Here is a 16,548-nt window from a genome sequence, read left to right as displayed (position 1 = left end):
AGTAGTTTAAGAATGATATCATCAACTGATTTACTATAAGACATATTTCATCTCCTTGTATTTCATCCAAAAAACCTTGATAGAATGCCCTTTTTTTCTTTCTTTTTACTTGCTTAATTGAACCTCTATTGACTGTAATTTAGCCTCTAATTAAGCTTGTTTAATTGATTCTTCTTTTTTGTTGTTGCATGTATACAGTAAAGGTATCTTTTAAATTTGTAAATTAAGAAATTAAAATTCAAGTAAAGATATATAAATAATGATTTTAAATTTCATTATGTATTGAATTACTTCTTTGAATTACTTATAATGCAAGAGAAAACAGAATTTTTTAAAATGTTATTACTAATGAGGTGAAGGAATGCTAGATAAACTGACAACAGAAGAGAGAAATAGCAGAACAGCAAATTTGGACGAAATGACAACGCTTGAAATCCTTGAGGTGATGAATGAAGAAGATCACACAGTTCCAGCATCAGTAAAAAAAGAACTGCCCAACATTGAACAAGTAGCTAAGAAAGCAATACAAGTGTTAAAACAAGGCGGCAGAATCATTTATTTTGGTGCAGGAACATCGGGCAGGCTCGGTATTCTTGATGCAGTAGAATGTCCGCCGACTTTTGGAACGCCAAGTACTTTAGTTACGGGGCTGATTGCAGGAGGACAAGATGCAATTATGAAGGCGGTTGAAGGAGCAGAAGATTCTGAAGAATTTGGGGCAGAGGATTTAGCATCTATGCAGCTGTCGAGTAAGGATTTAGTGATTGGTATCGCAGCAAGCGGACGTACGCCATATGTAATCGGCGGTTTGAAATACGCCAAAAAAGTTGGAGCTGCTACAGGAAGTATTTCCTGTAATAAGGATGCAAAAATCAGCAAGTACGCAGAGTTTCCTATTGAAGTGAAAACAGGAAGTGAGATCTTAACAGGGTCCACACGTCTAAAGGCAGGCACTGCACAAAAATTAGTATTGAATATGATCTCTACTAGTGCAATGGCTGGAATCGGTAAGGTATACAAAAACCTAATGGTTGATGTTCAATCTACTAATGAGAAGCTGATTGAACGGGCCAAACGAATTGTAATGGATAGTACTGAATGCAAGTATGAACAAGCAGCAGAGGTATTAGAACGCGCAAACGGAGAAGTAAAGACGGCCATTATCATGATTTTAACAAATTGTTCATATGATGAAGCGAAAGATCGTCTCAAATCTGCTGATGGATTTGTCAGAAAGGCTTTATAACCTAAAAGAAAAGACAAGAGAGCTGAATAGGGGGGAATAAGATGAGAAAAGAAGAAAGATTGGCTCAAGAAATTCTTGAAAAGGTCGGGGGAAAATCAAACATTAGCCAAGTGGCCAACTGTATGACGAGACTGCGCCTAAAATTAAAAAATGATAGTCTTGTGAATGCAGCTGAATTAAAAGCAATTGATGGAGTAATGGGTGTTATTGAAGATGAAACACTTCAAATCGTAATCGGCCCTGGTTTGGTTACAAAAGTAGCATCAGAAATGAGCAAACTAACTGGTTTAAGTGTAGGCGAAGTAGAGGATGACGAAGACTTAGCAGTTAAGATGAGGCAGGATATTAAAACGAAAAATAATACCCCTGTTAAAAATTTACTGCGAAAGATTGGGAATATCTTTATTCCGCTGATCCCTGCCTTAATTGCTTCAGGATTAATTAATGGAGCTGCTAACTTTTTCAAAAATGCTAACCCAGATTACGAGGCTACTTGGTTATCGCTGCTATTGTTCATGGGCGGAGGTATATTTGCCTACCTTGGAGTCTTAGTTGGTTGGAACACTGCAAAAGAATTTGGCGGAACACCGGCCCTTGGTGCGGTAGCAGGAATCTTTGTTTTCAACCCGGCTCTTGCGACTGTTGAACTCTTTGGTGAAGCACTTGTACCTGGACGGGGAGGGCTGTTTGCGGTCATTTTTGCCGCTTGGTTGATGGCTGTGACTGAACGTACAGTACGTAAGTTTATGCCAAATGCTATTGATATCATTCTTACACCACTTATCAGTGTATTATTTGTTGGGTTTACAACGTTATTAGTTATTCAACCAGCAGGAGGGTATTTAACAGAGGGAATTACCAGTGGAATTAACTTAATCCTTGATACTGGTGGATTCTTAGCAGGTGCTGTTCTAGCTGGAACCTTCTTACCTCTTGTAATGGTAGGCCTGCATCATGGATTAACACCTATCCATCTAGAGTTAATTGAGAGCAGCTCCGTCACTGTGCTGTTACCAATTCTTGCAATGGCAGGTGCAGGGCAAGTAGGCGCTTCTATGGCTGTTTATGTAAAGACGAAAAACAAAAACTAAAAAATATCATCAAGGGTGCGTTACCAGTAGGGTTTTTAGGAATTGGCGAGCCTTTGTTGTATGGTGTTACCCTGCCGCTTGGCAGACCATTCCTTACCGCATGTTTAGGTGCAGCAATGGGAGGGGCAGTTCAGGCCTTCTTCAAAACAGGAGCCTATAGTATTGGTGTTTCCGGGCTTTCATTGATTCCCTTAATAAACGGAAAATATCTCTATTACTTCATAGGGCTGCTTGTCGCTTATTTCTTTGGTTTTCTCTTTACCTATCTTTTTGGTTTCAAGGAAGAAATGGCTAATTCGATAAAATAATGAGGGGGAAGGGGCAACTCTTCCTTTTTCCTATTGTAGAAATAATAGAAAGGGTGATAAGTATGCTAGGTATATCCATTTACCTGGGGAAACAAAGTGAAAAAGAACAGGCAGATTATCTGCAGAAAATGTCAAACGCAGGTTTCAAGTCCATTTTCACTTCTTTGCATATTCCAGAAGACAATCCTGAAATATTGGTCAGCACGCTTAAGACGCTGGCTAAACAAGCAGCCCAGCTCAATATGGAATTAATTTGTGACATTTCTAACATCTCTATTAAAAATCTGGGCCTTAGTGTAGAAACACTGCCCGTCTTAAATGAGTGGGGAGTCACAGGCTTACGGCTTGATTATGGGTTTGAACCGGAAACCATTTCTCAACTGTCGAGACAAATGAAAATTGCTCTTAATGCTAGTACGATTGATGATAACCTATACAAACAGCTTCAAGAGACCGGACTTGATTTTAATCGTGTGGAAGCATGGCACAATTATTATCCACGCCCTGAAACTGGTCTTGATAAGGAGTGGTTTATTCACCGAAATAATTGGCTGAAAGAACGGGGGTTCCTTGTTACAGCCTTTATTCCTGGAGACGATCGATTAAGAGGCCCTCTCTTTAAAGGGCTGCCTACTCTTGAAAATCATCGGAACATGGCTCCGTTTTTGGCGTATCTGGATCTTAAATCTTGCTCAGTTGATAAAATTTTACTGGGAGATCCATCCATTCAGTCTAAAACGTTATCACAGTTTATAACCTATCAAAATGGGGAAATCCCGCTTCGTTGTTCAATTACGACCAAAAGCAAAGAGAGTATCGAACTGGTAAATCTCAATCATCGAAATCGGATGGATCCAGCACGAGATGGTATACGCTCAGAAACAACGAGAAGTTATGCACAGCAAGATGGAAAAAAACTTCCCCCAGAAAATACAATAGATCGAGGAATGGGAAGTATTACTATTGATAATGAGCTTTATGGTCGATATCGCGGCGAGCTTCAGATTGTCAAACGTCCCCTGGCGGCGGATGAAAAGGTAAATGTAATTGGAAATATAATTCGAGAAGATTTACCGATTATTTCATATATCGGCTCAGGAAATCAGTTTAAACTAATAATAACTGAAAATTAGTATAAGAGAGAGTTTTAATCATAAGCCAGAAATAATATGAAGTTTTATAGATTTTAAGGGTAATAGTGGACATTCTAATTCACATGCCCTACAATAATATCGAGTCTAAAATACAGACGAACGTTTTTTTATTATAAAATGTCCGTTTGGTAGATTTGTTGTAAAATGGAATACAAAGATCTAATTATTTTAAATTTTCGGAAAGTCAACAAAGGAGGATGGGCGATGAATATCCATGAGTATCAAGGGAAAGAGATCCTCAGACAATATGGGGTATCGGTTCCAAATGGCCGAGTAGCATTCACTGTGGAAGAAGCTGTGGAAGCTGCTAAAGAGCTAGGAACGGATGTTGTTGTGGTTAAGGCTCAAATTCACGCTGGAGGCCGTGGTAAAGCGGGCGGCGTTAAGGTTGCCAAAAATCTAGATGAAGCGCGTACATATGCAGAAGAAATACTAGGTAAAACACTGATTACACATCAAACGGGACCAGAAGGCAAAGAAGTGAAGCGCTTACTGATTGAAGAAGGCTGCGACATTAAAAAAGAATATTATGTTGGTCTTGTACTTGACCGCGAAACTTCACGAGTTGTGTTAATGGCTTCTGAAGAAGGCGGAACAGAAATTGAAGAAGTTGCTGAAAACACGCCTGAAAAGATTTTCAAAGAAGTCATTGATCCAGTCGTTGGATTAACAGGTTTCCAAGCTCGTAGACTTGCATTCAATATTAATATTCCAAAAGAGTTAGTCAATAAAACAGTTAAATTCATGACTAGCCTCTATACAGCGTTTGTCGAAAAAGACTGCTCGATTGCTGAAATTAATCCGCTTGTTGTCACAGGTGACGGTAATGTAATGGCTCTTGATGCAAAGTTGAACTTTGATGATAACGCTTTATATCGCCATAAAGATATTATGGACTACCGTGATTTAGATGAAGAAGATCCTAAAGAAATTGAAGCATCAAAATATGACTTAAGCTATATTTCTTTAACTGGAAATATTGGGTGCATGGTAAATGGTGCCGGCTTAGCTATGTCAACGATGGATATCATCAAACATTACAGCGGCGATCCTGCGAACTTCCTTGATGTTGGCGGCGGGGCAACTGCTGAAAAAGTAACGGAAGCATTTAAAATTATCCTTTCCGATAAAAACGTTAAAGGTATTTTCGTCAATATCTTCGGCGGGATTATGAAGTGTGACGTTATTGCAGAAGGTGTTGTGGAAGCTGCAAAACAACTTGGATTAGAAGTACCCGTAGTTGTTCGTCTTGAAGGTACAAATGTTGATCTTGGAAAACAAATTCTAAGAGATTCAGGATTAAATTTAACCGCTGCTGAATCTATGGCAGACGGCGCACAAAAAATCGTAGCACTTGTAGGATAATAGCAGGGGGGACCAAAAATGGGCGTTTTTATTAATAAAGATACCAAAGTCATTGTTCAGGGAATCACTGGTTCAACGGCTTTATTTCATACAAAACAAATGCTTGAATATGGCACGAAAATCGTTGCTGGAGTAACACCAGGAAAAGGTGGAACAGAAGTGGAGGGTGTTCCGGTTTTTAATACAGTTGAACAAGCTGTAAAAGAAACGGGTGCAACCGCTTCAGTCATTTACGTGCCTGCACCATTTGCAGCAGATGCAATTATGGAAGCAGCGGATGCTGAATTGGACTTAGCTATTTGTATTACAGAACACATTCCTGTTCTTGATATGGTGAAGGTTAAGCGTTATTTAGAAGGCAAAAAGACTCGTCTAATCGGGCCTAACTGTCCAGGTGTAATTACGGCTGATGAATGTAAGATCGGGATTATGCCTGGTTACATCCATACAAAAGGTCATGTGGGAGTTGTTTCTCGTTCTGGTACACTTACGTATGAAGCGGTTCATCAATTAACGCAAGCTGGACTTGGCCAAACCTCTGCAGTAGGTATTGGTGGAGATCCAGTAAACGGAACAAACTTTATTGATGTACTAAAGGCTTTCAATGAAGATCCAGAAACCTATGCAGTGATTATGATTGGGGAAATCGGCGGTACGGCTGAAGAAGAAGCAGCAGAATGGGTGAAGGCGAATATGACTAAACCTGTTGTCGGCTTTATCGGCGGACGTACAGCTCCTCCAGGAAAAAGAATGGGACATGCAGGTGCCATTATTTCAGGAGGAAAAGGAACGGCTGACGAAAAAATCCGCGTTATGAATGAATGTGGAATTCAAGTAGCGGAAACTCCATCAGTAATGGGTGAAACACTGATTTCTGTTTTGAAAGAAAAAGGATTATACGATCAATGTAAAACACATTAAATCGGCATCTTGCATCGTTCTACACCTTTTATTAGGTGTGGGACGATTTTTTCTTCTATATAATAGTTTCTTGGTTGATCCTAATTAGGAGTGTGAGACAATTGAATATGAAAAGTAAACTAATTCATTTGCATCAGTGCCGAGGTGCCGGCTGGAAAACGATCAGCAGTATTCTTACCAATGATCCCCTATTATCGACCCTCTATACCAAAACCACGAAAGAGTGGGCAGAACTTCGAATACTTCCCTCCGATAAGCTCAATCCCTTTCTTCGCGACCTTCATTCACTCAATCTCCAAAAATTACTTGACCAGTATGCTATGAACGATATTCAAATACTCAGCTTTTTTGATGAGGACTATCCATACCAACTAAAACAAATCTATGATCCGCCTTGGATTCTTTATATGAAGGGAAATAGAGGCTTTTTAAAGGATATGAATGGGATAGGTGTGGTCGGGGCACGAAAACCGTCTACATGCGGCCTGCAAGCCCTTAAAAGCTTGTTGCCGCCGCTAGTCCAAGCTGAATATTTAATCATTAGCGGAGTTGCAGTAGGAATTGATACGGCTGCGCACCATTTGACACTAAAAGAAAAAGGGAAAACAATCGGTGTGTTAGGTGGTGGGCATTTCCATATTTATCCCAAGGGGAATAGTCCCCTCGCCCGTGAAATCATGAAAAACGGATTGCTTATATCTGAAACACCGCCGCAAAGGAGGGCGGAACCATGGATGTTTCCGATGAGAAATCGTATTATCAGCGGTTTGTCACGAGGTGTATTAGTGGTCGAGGCAAGACAAAAAAGCGGAACCTTGATTACCGCACAATGTGCACTCGAACAAGGCAGAGAAGTATTTGCTGTGCCAGGAAGTCCATTACATGATTTATCAACTGGGACCAATCGGTTAATTCAGGAAGGCGCTAAACTAGTGTTGACAGCTAATGATATCATAGATGAAATTCCTATGTTTTCCCCTATAGACTGCTGAAGAACTTGATTACTATTCAAACATTGTCTTTATAAAGGAATGCCAGTCATCTAAAGGATGACTGGCATTCTTTTTTGTACGTTCGAAATTATTAGGTGTGTCAAAGCGGGGAATATTCACGCAAGACGCTGCCACAAGTCTACCGGCGAAATGAATAGATTAAAACATAGACAGCTGTTTTTGAATGGTCATTCACTCTTTTTTAGGAAAAAGAAAATAGAATAGAGTTGAATAAAAAAAGCAAGTGTAGGGTATGAAGAGAAGTGAACTTTTTCAACGATTATTATGCTTTCTAACACAAAAAGGTTGTAATTATTGTAAAACTGTTATAAATTTTGCAACATAGGCCTTCAAAAAACAGTAGCAGGTTGTAATCGTTTTCGGAGGGGAATTCAAAATAGAAGTTCTAAACAAACATTGACAAATCAATTTTTTATAACTAATAATAGTGGAGATTTATATTCCCTCTTGAGGAGGAACTTTTTAATGTCAGAGTTTTTGGTAATAGTAGAGTCACCAGCAAAGGCAAAAACAATTGAAAAATATCTAGGAAAAAAATATAAAGTTAAGGCATCTATGGGACATATACGTGATCTGCCTAAGAGTCAAATGGGGGTAGATGTCGAACATAATTATGACCCTAAGTATATAACCATCCGGGGGAAAGGCCCCGTTTTAAAAGAATTAAAAACAGCTGCTAAAAAAGCTAAGAAAATATATCTCGCGGCTGACCCCGACAGAGAAGGGGAGGCCATTGCTTGGCACCTTGCTCAGAGTCTTAATGTAGATATAACATCCGATTGCCGCGTCGTCTTTAACGAGATTACCAAGGATGCAATTAAAGAATCGTTTAAAACACCCAGACCGATTAATATGAACTTGGTGGATGCTCAGCAAGCTAGGCGTGTGCTAGATCGTCTTGTTGGGTATAACATCAGTCCGCTGCTCTGGAAAAAGGTGAAAAAAGGATTAAGCGCAGGTCGTGTACAATCCGTAGCGGTAAGGATGATTATTGATCGCGAAAGAGAAATCCAATCATTTGTACCGGAAGAATATTGGACCATTAAAGCGGATTTCCTAAAAGGAACAGAACAGTTTGAGGGTTCTTTCTTCAGCCTGGACGGTAAACGAACGGAATTACATTCTGAAGAGGATGTTAAGAAGATTGTTGCAGCCATTCAAGGTAATGAATTTGCAATATCAAATGTAACGAAAAAGGAAAGAAAACGAAATCCAGCTGCACCGTTTACAACCTCTTCCCTGCAACAAGAAGCTGCACGGAAATTAAATTATCGTGCTAAGAAAACGATGATGCTAGCTCAACAGCTATACGAAGGTATCGATTTAGGTAAGGGACAAGGTACAGTTGGTTTAATTACGTATATGAGAACAGATTCTACTCGAATTTCTGATGTGGCTAAGCTTGAAGCACAATCATTTATCGAAAACATGTTTGGCAAAGAATACTTCCAGACCGAGCTTCGAAAAGAGAAGAAACAAACGAATGCTCAAGATGCTCATGAAGCGGTACGGCCGACAAGTATCCTGCGTGAACCTAGCGCTGTTAAAGAATTCTTATCCAGAGATCAGTATAGATTGTATAAACTAATCTGGGAGCGTTTTGTATCAAGTCAAATGGCCTCCGCTATTATGGATACAATGAGCATTGACTTGAAAAATGGCGACATCATTTTCCGGGCAAATGGATCGAAAATCAAATTTCCTGGTTTCATGAAGGTATACGTTGAAGGAACGGATGATTCAATTGAAGAAAAAGAAAATCTCCTGCCAGATGTGAAAGAGGGAGACACCTTCTTTTCTAAGGACGTTGATCCAAAACAGCATTTTACTCAGCCGCCTCCACGTTATACTGAGGCAAGACTGGTAAGAACGCTTGAAGAATTAGGTATAGGCAGACCGTCCACCTATGCGCCAACTCTAGATACCATTCAAAAGAGGGGATATGTGTCCCTTGATAATAAACGGTTTGTCCCAACGGAGCTTGGAGAAATAGTTCTTGAATTAGTAAAAGAATTTTTCCCAGAAATCCTCGATGCGGCATTCACTGCGAAGATGGAACAGGAATTTGATAGTGTTGAAGCAGGGAGTCTGGCGTGGATTAAGGTTATTGATGACTTCTATCAAGGTTTTGAAAAGAACCTCATCAAAGCGGAAGCTGAGATGGAAAAGGTTGAAATTAAAGATGAGCCTGCCGGTGAGGATTGTGAAGAATGTGGACATGAGATGGTCTTTAAAATGGGGCGTTACGGTAAGTTTATGGCCTGCAGTCATTTTCCTGAATGTCGGAATACTAAAGCTATCGTGAAAGAAATTGGCGTTAAATGTCCAACCTGTCACGAAGGAAATATTATTGAAAGAAAAAGTAAGAAACGCCGGATTTTCTACGGATGTGATCAATATCCAAGCTGTGAATTCATCTCATGGGATAAGCCGCTGGCAAGACCTTGTCCAAAGTGCGAATCAACCATGGTTGAAAAGAAATTGAAAAAAGGTGTTCAGGTTCAATGTGTGGAATGTGATTACAAAGAGGCACCACTTAGTTAAAGGCGAGCTAATGCTTGCCTTTTTCCATGCTTTTTCTTGGCCCAATATAGGATTATCCTGCGAAACAGTGGACAAATAGACTATAAAGGATTTATACTCATTATTTGCTGACAACTTAGCAAATGAATTTTAATAGTAAATTTAATTTGAATAGTCAGAGAATTTAACATATCTTTATAAGGAGGCTAGTAAGATGAATAATACAACTGTAAATGTAATTGGAGCTGGGTTAGCTGGAAGTGAAGCTGCTTGGCAGCTAGCTAAACGAGGAATTCAAGTAAAGCTTTATGAAATGCGTCCAGTTAAACAAACACCTGCCCACCATACCGACAAATTTGCGGAGCTTGTGTGCAGTAATTCACTTCGTGCGAATACATTAACCAATGCTGTAGGAGTACTAAAAGAAGAAATGCGTCATTTAGACTCCGTTATTATGACAGCAGCAGATGCTTGCGCGGTTCCAGCAGGGGGCGCCTTAGCTGTTGATCGACATGAATTTGCAGCGAAAGTTACCGATATGGTAAAGAATCATCCCAATGTGACGGTTATTAATGAAGAGATAACAGAGATTCCAGAAGGAACAACCATTATTTCAACAGGTCCATTGACTAGTCCAGCACTTTCAGAAAGCCTTAAACAAATCATGGATGAAGAGTATTTATACTTTTATGATGCGGCTGCTCCAATCATCGAAAAAGACAGCATAGACCTCGATAAAGTATATTTGAAATCACGATATGATAAAGGGGAAGCTGCGTATTTAAATTGCCCTATGACTGAAGAGGAATTCGATCGCTTTTATGAAGCCCTTATTGCAGCTGAAACAGTGCCGCTAAAAGAATTTGAAAAGGAAATCTTCTTTGAAGGTTGTATGCCCATTGAAGTTATGGCTGCCAGAGGAAGAAAAACCATGCTTTTTGGTCCGTTAAAACCAGTTGGGCTAGAAGATCCTAAAACAGGAAAACGACCATTTGCCGTTATTCAGCTTCGTCAAGATGATGCAGCAGGTACTTTATATAATATTGTCGGATTCCAGACACATTTAAAGTGGGGGCCGCAAAAAGAAGTTCTTCAACTTATTCCAGGATTAGAAAAAGCAGAAATCGTCCGTTACGGCGTTATGCATCGAAATACGTTCATTAACTCACCTAAAGTCCTTCTGCCGACATATCAGTTTAAAAACCGTTCTGATTTGTTCTTTGCTGGTCAAATGACTGGCGTTGAAGGCTATGTAGAGTCAGCAGCATCAGGATTGGTAGCTGGAATTAATGCCGCAAAACTTGCTTCCGGAGAAGAACCGTTAGTGTTCCCTGCTGAAACAGCAATGGGAAGTATGGCTAGATACATCACGTCAACTAATTCGAAAAGTTTCCAGCCTATGAACGCGAACTTCGGTTTATTCCCAGATCTTGAGACAAAAATCAGAGGGAAAAAAGAGCGAAATGAACAACATGCTGAGCGTGCATTGGAAACTATTCAGAAATTTATGAAAAATTTGTAAGAAAAATTGCCTGAAAAAAAATTCTGTGTTACTATTTAGAAGCTTTGCGGGGTGTTTTAGTGGTTAGTAAAGAGCAAGCCTTACAATTATTTGTAGAATATCTGCAAATTGAAAAGAACTCTTCACACTATACAATCGAAAACTATCAACGGGATATTGAGGAATTCTTTATGTTCATGAATGAGCAAGGAATCTCATTTACTTCTGTTGAATATTTTGATGTCCGATTATTCTTGACGGGTCTATACAATAGAAACCTTTCTAAGCGATCAGTGGCAAGGAAGACATCCTGCCTGCGCAGCTTTTATAAATTCCTGATGCGTGAAGAGATTGTGACTGAAAATCCTTTTGGTCTCGTTTCTTTACCGAAAAAAGATCAGATGCTTCCTCGTTTCATGTATGAAGAGGAAATTAATTTGCTTTTTTCGGCCATCAGCCTAGATGATACCGCTGGTTCGAGAGATCTGGCACTTTTAGAATTGCTCTATGCAACCGGTATCCGTGTAAGTGAATGCTGTAATATTCAATTACAGGATCTCGATTTTTCATTGGGTACCGTTTTGGTCCATGGTAAAGGTAAGAAAGACCGCTATGTTCCGATGGGGGACTTCTGCGTAGATGCGCTTACGTCTTACATAAAAAATGCTCGAGCTGAACTAGTAGCCTCTAAAGGCAAGGAACATCGCTATGTATTTTTAAATCTTCGAGGCGAACCGCTTACACCTAGGGGAGTCCGTTATATTTTAAATGAATTAGTTAAAAGGGCTGCGGTCGAAGGCGATTTGCATCCACATATGTTAAGACATTCATTTGCAACACATTTACTGAATAATGGAGCTGATCTTAGAGCCGTTCAAGAGCTTTTGGGACATTCTAATATATCAAGTACGCAAATTTATACTCATGTTACGAAAGAACAACTGCGGAAGGTATATAATGCATCACATCCAAGAGCTTAGGACTATGAGGAAGGAGAATCATTATGGGTGAATTTCACGCAACCACAATATTCGCTGTCCACCACAAAGGCGAATGTGCCATGTCTGGAGACGGACAGGTGACACTAGGCAATTCTGTCGTCATGAAGCATACAGCAAGAAAAGTCAGAAGAATCTTTAATGGTACCGTATTAGCAGGCTTCGCCGGATCAGTTGCAGATGCATTTACTTTGTTTGAAATGTTTGAAGCGAAGCTTGAAGAGTACAATGGTAATTTGCAGCGTGCTGCAGTAGAACTTGCCAAACAATGGAGAAGTGACAATATTCTGCGTAAACTTGAGGCGATGTTAATTGTCATGGATAAAACAGATATCCTGCTTGTTTCAGGTACAGGTGAAGTTATTGAGCCGGATGATGGAATTTTGGCGATCGGTTCTGGAGGGAATTATGCACTTTCAGCTGGAAGAGCGTTAAAACGATTCTCGGGTGACAGTTTAACTGCTAGAGAAATTGCAGAGAATTCTTTGCAAATAGCAGCAGAAATTTGTGTGTTTACGAATACTAATATTATTGTGGAAGAGCTGTAATCGAAGGGAGCTGCGTATATGGATAGTAAAGCTAATTTAACACCTAGACAGATTGTTGAAAAGCTTGATCAATATATAGTTGGGCAACGTGATGCTAAGAGGGCAGTAGCTATTGCACTCCGCAACAGATACCGCCGTAGTCTTTTACAGGACCAGCTGCGCGATGAAGTCGTTCCAAAAAATATTTTAATGATAGGACCGACAGGCGTGGGGAAGACAGAAATAGCACGCAGGCTTGCTAAATTAGTTGCTGCACCGTTTATTAAGGTAGAAGCAACGAAATTTACAGAAGTAGGTTATGTGGGCAGAGATGTTGAATCAATGGTTCGAGATCTTGTAGAAACAGCTGTCCGCCTCGTCAAAGAAGAGAAGAAAATTAGTGTGCAGGAACTTGCTGAAGAAAATGCAAACCGCCGCTTGGTTGAACTATTAGTACCTTCTGGTAAAAAACAAAATAACTTTAAAAATCCATTAGAAATGTTTTTTGGAGGAACGAATCAAGAAGCAGAGCAGGAATCTGCTAAATCTGAGGATGTAAGCCTACAAGAAAAACGATGGATTGTTAGAGAAAAGCTTGCCAAAGGCGAACTTGAAAATGAGTTGATTACCGTAGAGGTAGAAGAACAGCAAGCATCGATGTTTGATATGCTGCAAGGCTCTGGAATGGAACAAATGGGCATGAATATGCAGGATGCTCTCGGTAATCTTATGCCTAAAAAGAAAAAGAAACGCAAGCTTAAAGTAAGTGAAGCAAGAATTGTCCTCACTAATGAAGAAGCGGGCAAATTAATTGATATGGATGAAGTGACTCAAGAGGCCGTATTCCGTGCAGAACAATCTGGAATTATTTTTATTGATGAGATCGATAAAATTGCCAGTAAAAAGGGCGGATCTTCTGCAGATGTATCTCGTGAAGGTGTGCAAAGAGATATCCTGCCTATTGTAGAGGGATCAACAGTTGTAACGAAATATGGTTCTGTGAAAACAGATCATGTTCTCTTCATGGCTGCAGGTGCTTTCCATATGGCTAAGCCATCTGACTTGATTCCAGAACTACAAGGAAGATTCCCAATTAGAGTAGAACTTCAAAAATTATCAGTAGAAGATTTTGTTCGCATTCTACATGAACCGGATAATGCACTTCTCAAACAATATGTGGCCTTATTGGCAGTTGAAGGTATAGAAATTGAATTTTCTGACGAAGCTATTCGTAAGATTGCAGAAGTGGCATTTGAGGTCAATCAAAATACCGATAATATCGGTGCCCGTCGCCTGCATACAATCATGGAAAAGCTGCTTGAAGATTTATCTTTCGAAGCCCCAGAAATTACAATGGACAAAATTATGATTACCCCTCAGTATGTAGAAGACAAATTAGGTTCGATATCAAGAAACAAAGATCTCAGCCAGTTTATTCTTTAAAGAAATTACGATTGAAAAGGGTTAGGAAGGGTAGAGAAATACTAGTACCCTTTCTGCTCTGTAGAAAAAAGTAACGGCATACTTAGGATACACAGATTTTATAGGAGGAAATTTTTAATGAATTTATTATCAAAAACAAGAAAAATTAATGCAATGCTTCAAAATACAGCAGGAAAACCGGTTAACTTTAAAGAAATGGCTGAGAGCTTAAGTGAAGTGATTGAATCGAACGTATTTGTTGTCAGCAGACGAGGAAAGCTTCTTGGGTTTGCGATCAACCAGAAAATCGAAAATGAGCGTATGGTGCAAATGCTTGAAGACCGTCAATTCCCTGAGGAATATACAAAGAGCTTGTTTAACATTCCTGAAACCTCATCAAACCTTGATATTGACAGCTCGTATACAGCATTTCCTATTGAGAACAAGCAAATTTTCGCTTCAGGTTTAACAACCATCGTTCCAATCGTTGGCGGAGGAGATCGTTTAGGTACACTGATTCTTGCTCGTCTTGAAGAAAAATTCCACGATGATGATCTAATTCTTGCAGAGTACGGCGCAACTGTAGTCGGCATGGAAATCCTTCACGAAAAAGCTGAAGCGATTGAAGAAGAAGCAAGAAGTAAAGCTGTTGTTCAAATGGCTATTAGTTCACTATCATACAGCGAATTAGAAGCAATTGAACATATCTTTGAAGAATTGAATGGCAGAGAAGGTCTATTAGTTGCTTCTAAGATTGCCGATCGTGTTGGAATTACTCGTTCAGTAATTGTTAATGCTTTACGTAAACTAGAAAGCGCTGGCGTCATTGAGTCCCGTTCGCTGGGAATGAAGGGAACATATATCAAAGTCTTAAATGATAAATTCCTTCATGAATTAGAAAAATTAAAAAATAGCTAATAAAAATAAGAGCAGCCTGCGGGCCTGCACAGGCTGTCGAGAAACCCTCGGCAGCCTCTTTATTTTGTTAAAAAAACCCATACTGACCATCGTGACTATCTACACCTTTAACGCTGCTTTATAGCCAGCGTTATTTTTTTGCAAAGAAATAAATGCAGGTTGTTTAATGAGCTGTTTAAGTTAAGAGACGAATAAAAAAACGCAAGCCTTTCAAGAATTATAGGAGCAAACAGATTAGGATAAATAACACTTGGACGGCTGAGAGCAACAAGAAGGTTGTAGGTATTTATACTCATTGATATAGCAAAGAATAATAGAATTTTAAAGACTATTTGATATTTGGAAATATTTTTTTTGTAAATTTTATTAAAAACAGGACTATGTACTTATGAGGTTTTTAGGTTCCTTCATAGACAGAATCAATCTAATTCTTTACAATAGTTACTATAATATGATTTATTTCCATTAGAACGTTTTATTTCCATATGAAGGGTTCGCTAACCTTCTAGAAGAGAGGTAAACACATCGTGAACTTATTTTCGAATACTATTGATTCATTAGAACAGGCACTTAACTACTCAAGTTTAAAGCAAAAAACAATCTCTAATAATATAGCAAATGTAGATACGCCAAATTACAAAGCTAAGGAAGTTGTCAATGAAGGATCGTTCAAATCAGCCTTAGATTCTTCAATGAACGCCTATCGAACAGATCAGCGTCATTATGATTTCTCGCAATCAAACGCGACTAAGCAGGTTATTACCCAGAAAAATGTCCAGTACAATAATAATGGGAATAGTGTAGATGTGGATAAGGAAATGAGCACTCTTGCTGAAAACCAGATTTATTACAATGCCGTGACAGATAGGATCGGGTCTAAATTTCAGTCACTACAAAATGTTATTAGAGGTGGGAAGTAATGGGGATGTTTCAAGGCATGAGCATTACGGCATCAGCCTTGTCGGCTCAGCGGCTTAGAATGGATACCATATCATCTAATATGGCTAATGCAGAAACAACAAGAGGCAGCTATGTAAATGGTGAATGGGAGCCATATAGACGGAAGTCAGTCGTCTTACAGGAAAAAGATAATCAATTTTCAAGTTTTTTAAATCAGGCTATGAATAAAAATACCGACATCGGTTCAGGTGTGAAAGTTTCACAGATTGTAGAAGATCAAACGCCGAATGAGCTTATTTATAATCCAGATCATCCAGATGCGAATGAGGATGGGTATGTAGAGATGCCAAATGTAGATCCTTTACGTGAAACCATTGATTTAATGAGTGCTACCCGTTCTTATGAGGCAAATGTAACTGCACTTAATGCATCAAAAGGAATGTTAATGAAAGCACTGGAAATAGGAAAGTAATGAAGGGGGTTAAGGAATGGCAGGAATAAATGCACTCAGCAGTATTTCCAACATAAATACTGCCAATGTAAAGACTCAGCGTACTACACCTTACGAGGCACAGCAGGATTTTGCGTCCGTATTAAAAGAATCCATCAATAAAGTTAATGATGCACAAATAGAATCCGATCGTCTTACAACGAAGCTGGC

General features: G+C 39.3%; 14 protein-coding genes and 1 pseudogene. All 15 read left to right on the top strand.

Features of this window, described 5'->3' with window-relative positions; genetic code table 11:
- The first annotated feature begins 361 nt into the window (after positions 1-361).
- Positions 362-1,246 (top strand): N-acetylmuramic acid 6-phosphate etherase, encoded by an 885-nt coding sequence (gene murQ / locus WYK_RS03390; protein WP_040373197.1) that lies wholly within the window; start codon positions 362-364, stop codon positions 1,244-1,246.
- 41 nt (positions 1,247-1,287) lie between these two features.
- A pseudogene (locus tag WYK_RS03385) lies at positions 1,288-2,645 on the top strand (PTS transporter subunit EIIC).
- 62 nt (positions 2,646-2,707) lie between these two features.
- Positions 2,708-3,778 carry a DUF871 domain-containing protein gene (locus tag WYK_RS03380; protein WP_040373196.1) on the top strand — a complete coding sequence of 357 codons (1,071 nt, stop codon included), beginning with the start codon at positions 2,708-2,710 and terminating at the stop codon, positions 3,776-3,778.
- 225 nt (positions 3,779-4,003) lie between these two features.
- Positions 4,004-5,164, top strand: a complete 1,161-nt coding sequence (gene sucC, locus WYK_RS03375; protein ID WP_040373195.1) for an ADP-forming succinate--CoA ligase subunit beta — start codon at positions 4,004-4,006, stop codon at positions 5,162-5,164.
- Between the two features lie 18 nt (positions 5,165-5,182).
- Complete coding sequence (gene sucD, locus WYK_RS03370) at positions 5,183-6,085, top strand: succinate--CoA ligase subunit alpha (protein ID WP_040373194.1); 903 nt, start codon at positions 5,183-5,185, stop codon at positions 6,083-6,085.
- 107 nt (positions 6,086-6,192) lie between these two features.
- Complete coding sequence (gene dprA, locus WYK_RS03365) at positions 6,193-7,077, top strand: DNA-processing protein DprA (protein ID WP_040373198.1); 885 nt, start codon at positions 6,193-6,195, stop codon at positions 7,075-7,077.
- Positions 7,078-7,563: 486 nt separating this feature from the next.
- Entirely contained in the window at positions 7,564-9,642 is a 2,079-nt protein-coding gene (gene topA / locus WYK_RS03360; RefSeq protein WP_040373193.1) for a type I DNA topoisomerase, read from the top strand.
- Between the two features lie 193 nt (positions 9,643-9,835).
- Positions 9,836-11,143 carry an FADH(2)-oxidizing methylenetetrahydrofolate--tRNA-(uracil(54)-C(5))-methyltransferase TrmFO gene (trmFO, locus tag WYK_RS03355; protein WP_040373192.1) on the top strand — a complete coding sequence of 436 codons (1,308 nt, stop codon included), beginning with the start codon at positions 9,836-9,838 and terminating at the stop codon, positions 11,141-11,143.
- A gap of 59 nt (positions 11,144-11,202) precedes the next feature.
- Positions 11,203-12,102: a tyrosine recombinase XerC gene (xerC, locus tag WYK_RS03350; RefSeq protein ID WP_040373191.1), complete on the top strand. Its 900-nt coding sequence runs from the start codon at positions 11,203-11,205 to the stop codon at positions 12,100-12,102.
- A gap of 23 nt (positions 12,103-12,125) precedes the next feature.
- Complete coding sequence (gene hslV / locus WYK_RS03345) at positions 12,126-12,668, top strand: ATP-dependent protease subunit HslV (protein WP_040373190.1); 543 nt, start codon at positions 12,126-12,128, stop codon at positions 12,666-12,668.
- Positions 12,669-12,686: 18 nt separating this feature from the next.
- The gene (hslU, locus tag WYK_RS03340; RefSeq protein ID WP_040373189.1) at positions 12,687-14,090 is read left to right on the top strand and encodes an HslU--HslV peptidase ATPase subunit; all 1,404 of its coding nucleotides are present in this window, start codon (positions 12,687-12,689) and stop codon (positions 14,088-14,090) included.
- A gap of 117 nt (positions 14,091-14,207) precedes the next feature.
- Complete coding sequence (codY, locus tag WYK_RS03335; RefSeq protein ID WP_040373188.1) at positions 14,208-14,987, top strand: GTP-sensing pleiotropic transcriptional regulator CodY; 780 nt, start codon at positions 14,208-14,210, stop codon at positions 14,985-14,987.
- A 527-nt stretch (positions 14,988-15,514) separates the two neighbouring features.
- The gene (flgB, locus tag WYK_RS03330; protein ID WP_040373187.1) at positions 15,515-15,907 is read left to right on the top strand and encodes a flagellar basal body rod protein FlgB; all 393 of its coding nucleotides are present in this window, start codon (positions 15,515-15,517) and stop codon (positions 15,905-15,907) included.
- A complete protein-coding gene (gene flgC, locus WYK_RS03325) occupies positions 15,907-16,359 on the top strand; it encodes a flagellar basal body rod protein FlgC (RefSeq protein ID WP_040373186.1) in 453 nt (150 codons plus the stop codon). Before flgB ends, flgC begins: the two co-directional genes overlap by 1 nt.
- 16 nt (positions 16,360-16,375) lie before the next feature.
- On the top strand, positions 16,376-16,548 hold a 173-nt coding region (locus WYK_RS03320), incomplete at its 3' end, for a flagellar hook-basal body complex protein FliE (protein WP_040373185.1).

Source organism: Peribacillus psychrosaccharolyticus ATCC 23296 (assembly GCF_000305495.1).
GTDB lineage: Bacteria > Bacillota > Bacilli > Bacillales > DSM-1321 > Peribacillus > Peribacillus psychrosaccharolyticus.
Note: the sequence above shows the minus strand (reverse complement) of the source record. Positions and strands in the feature narration are given on the sequence as shown.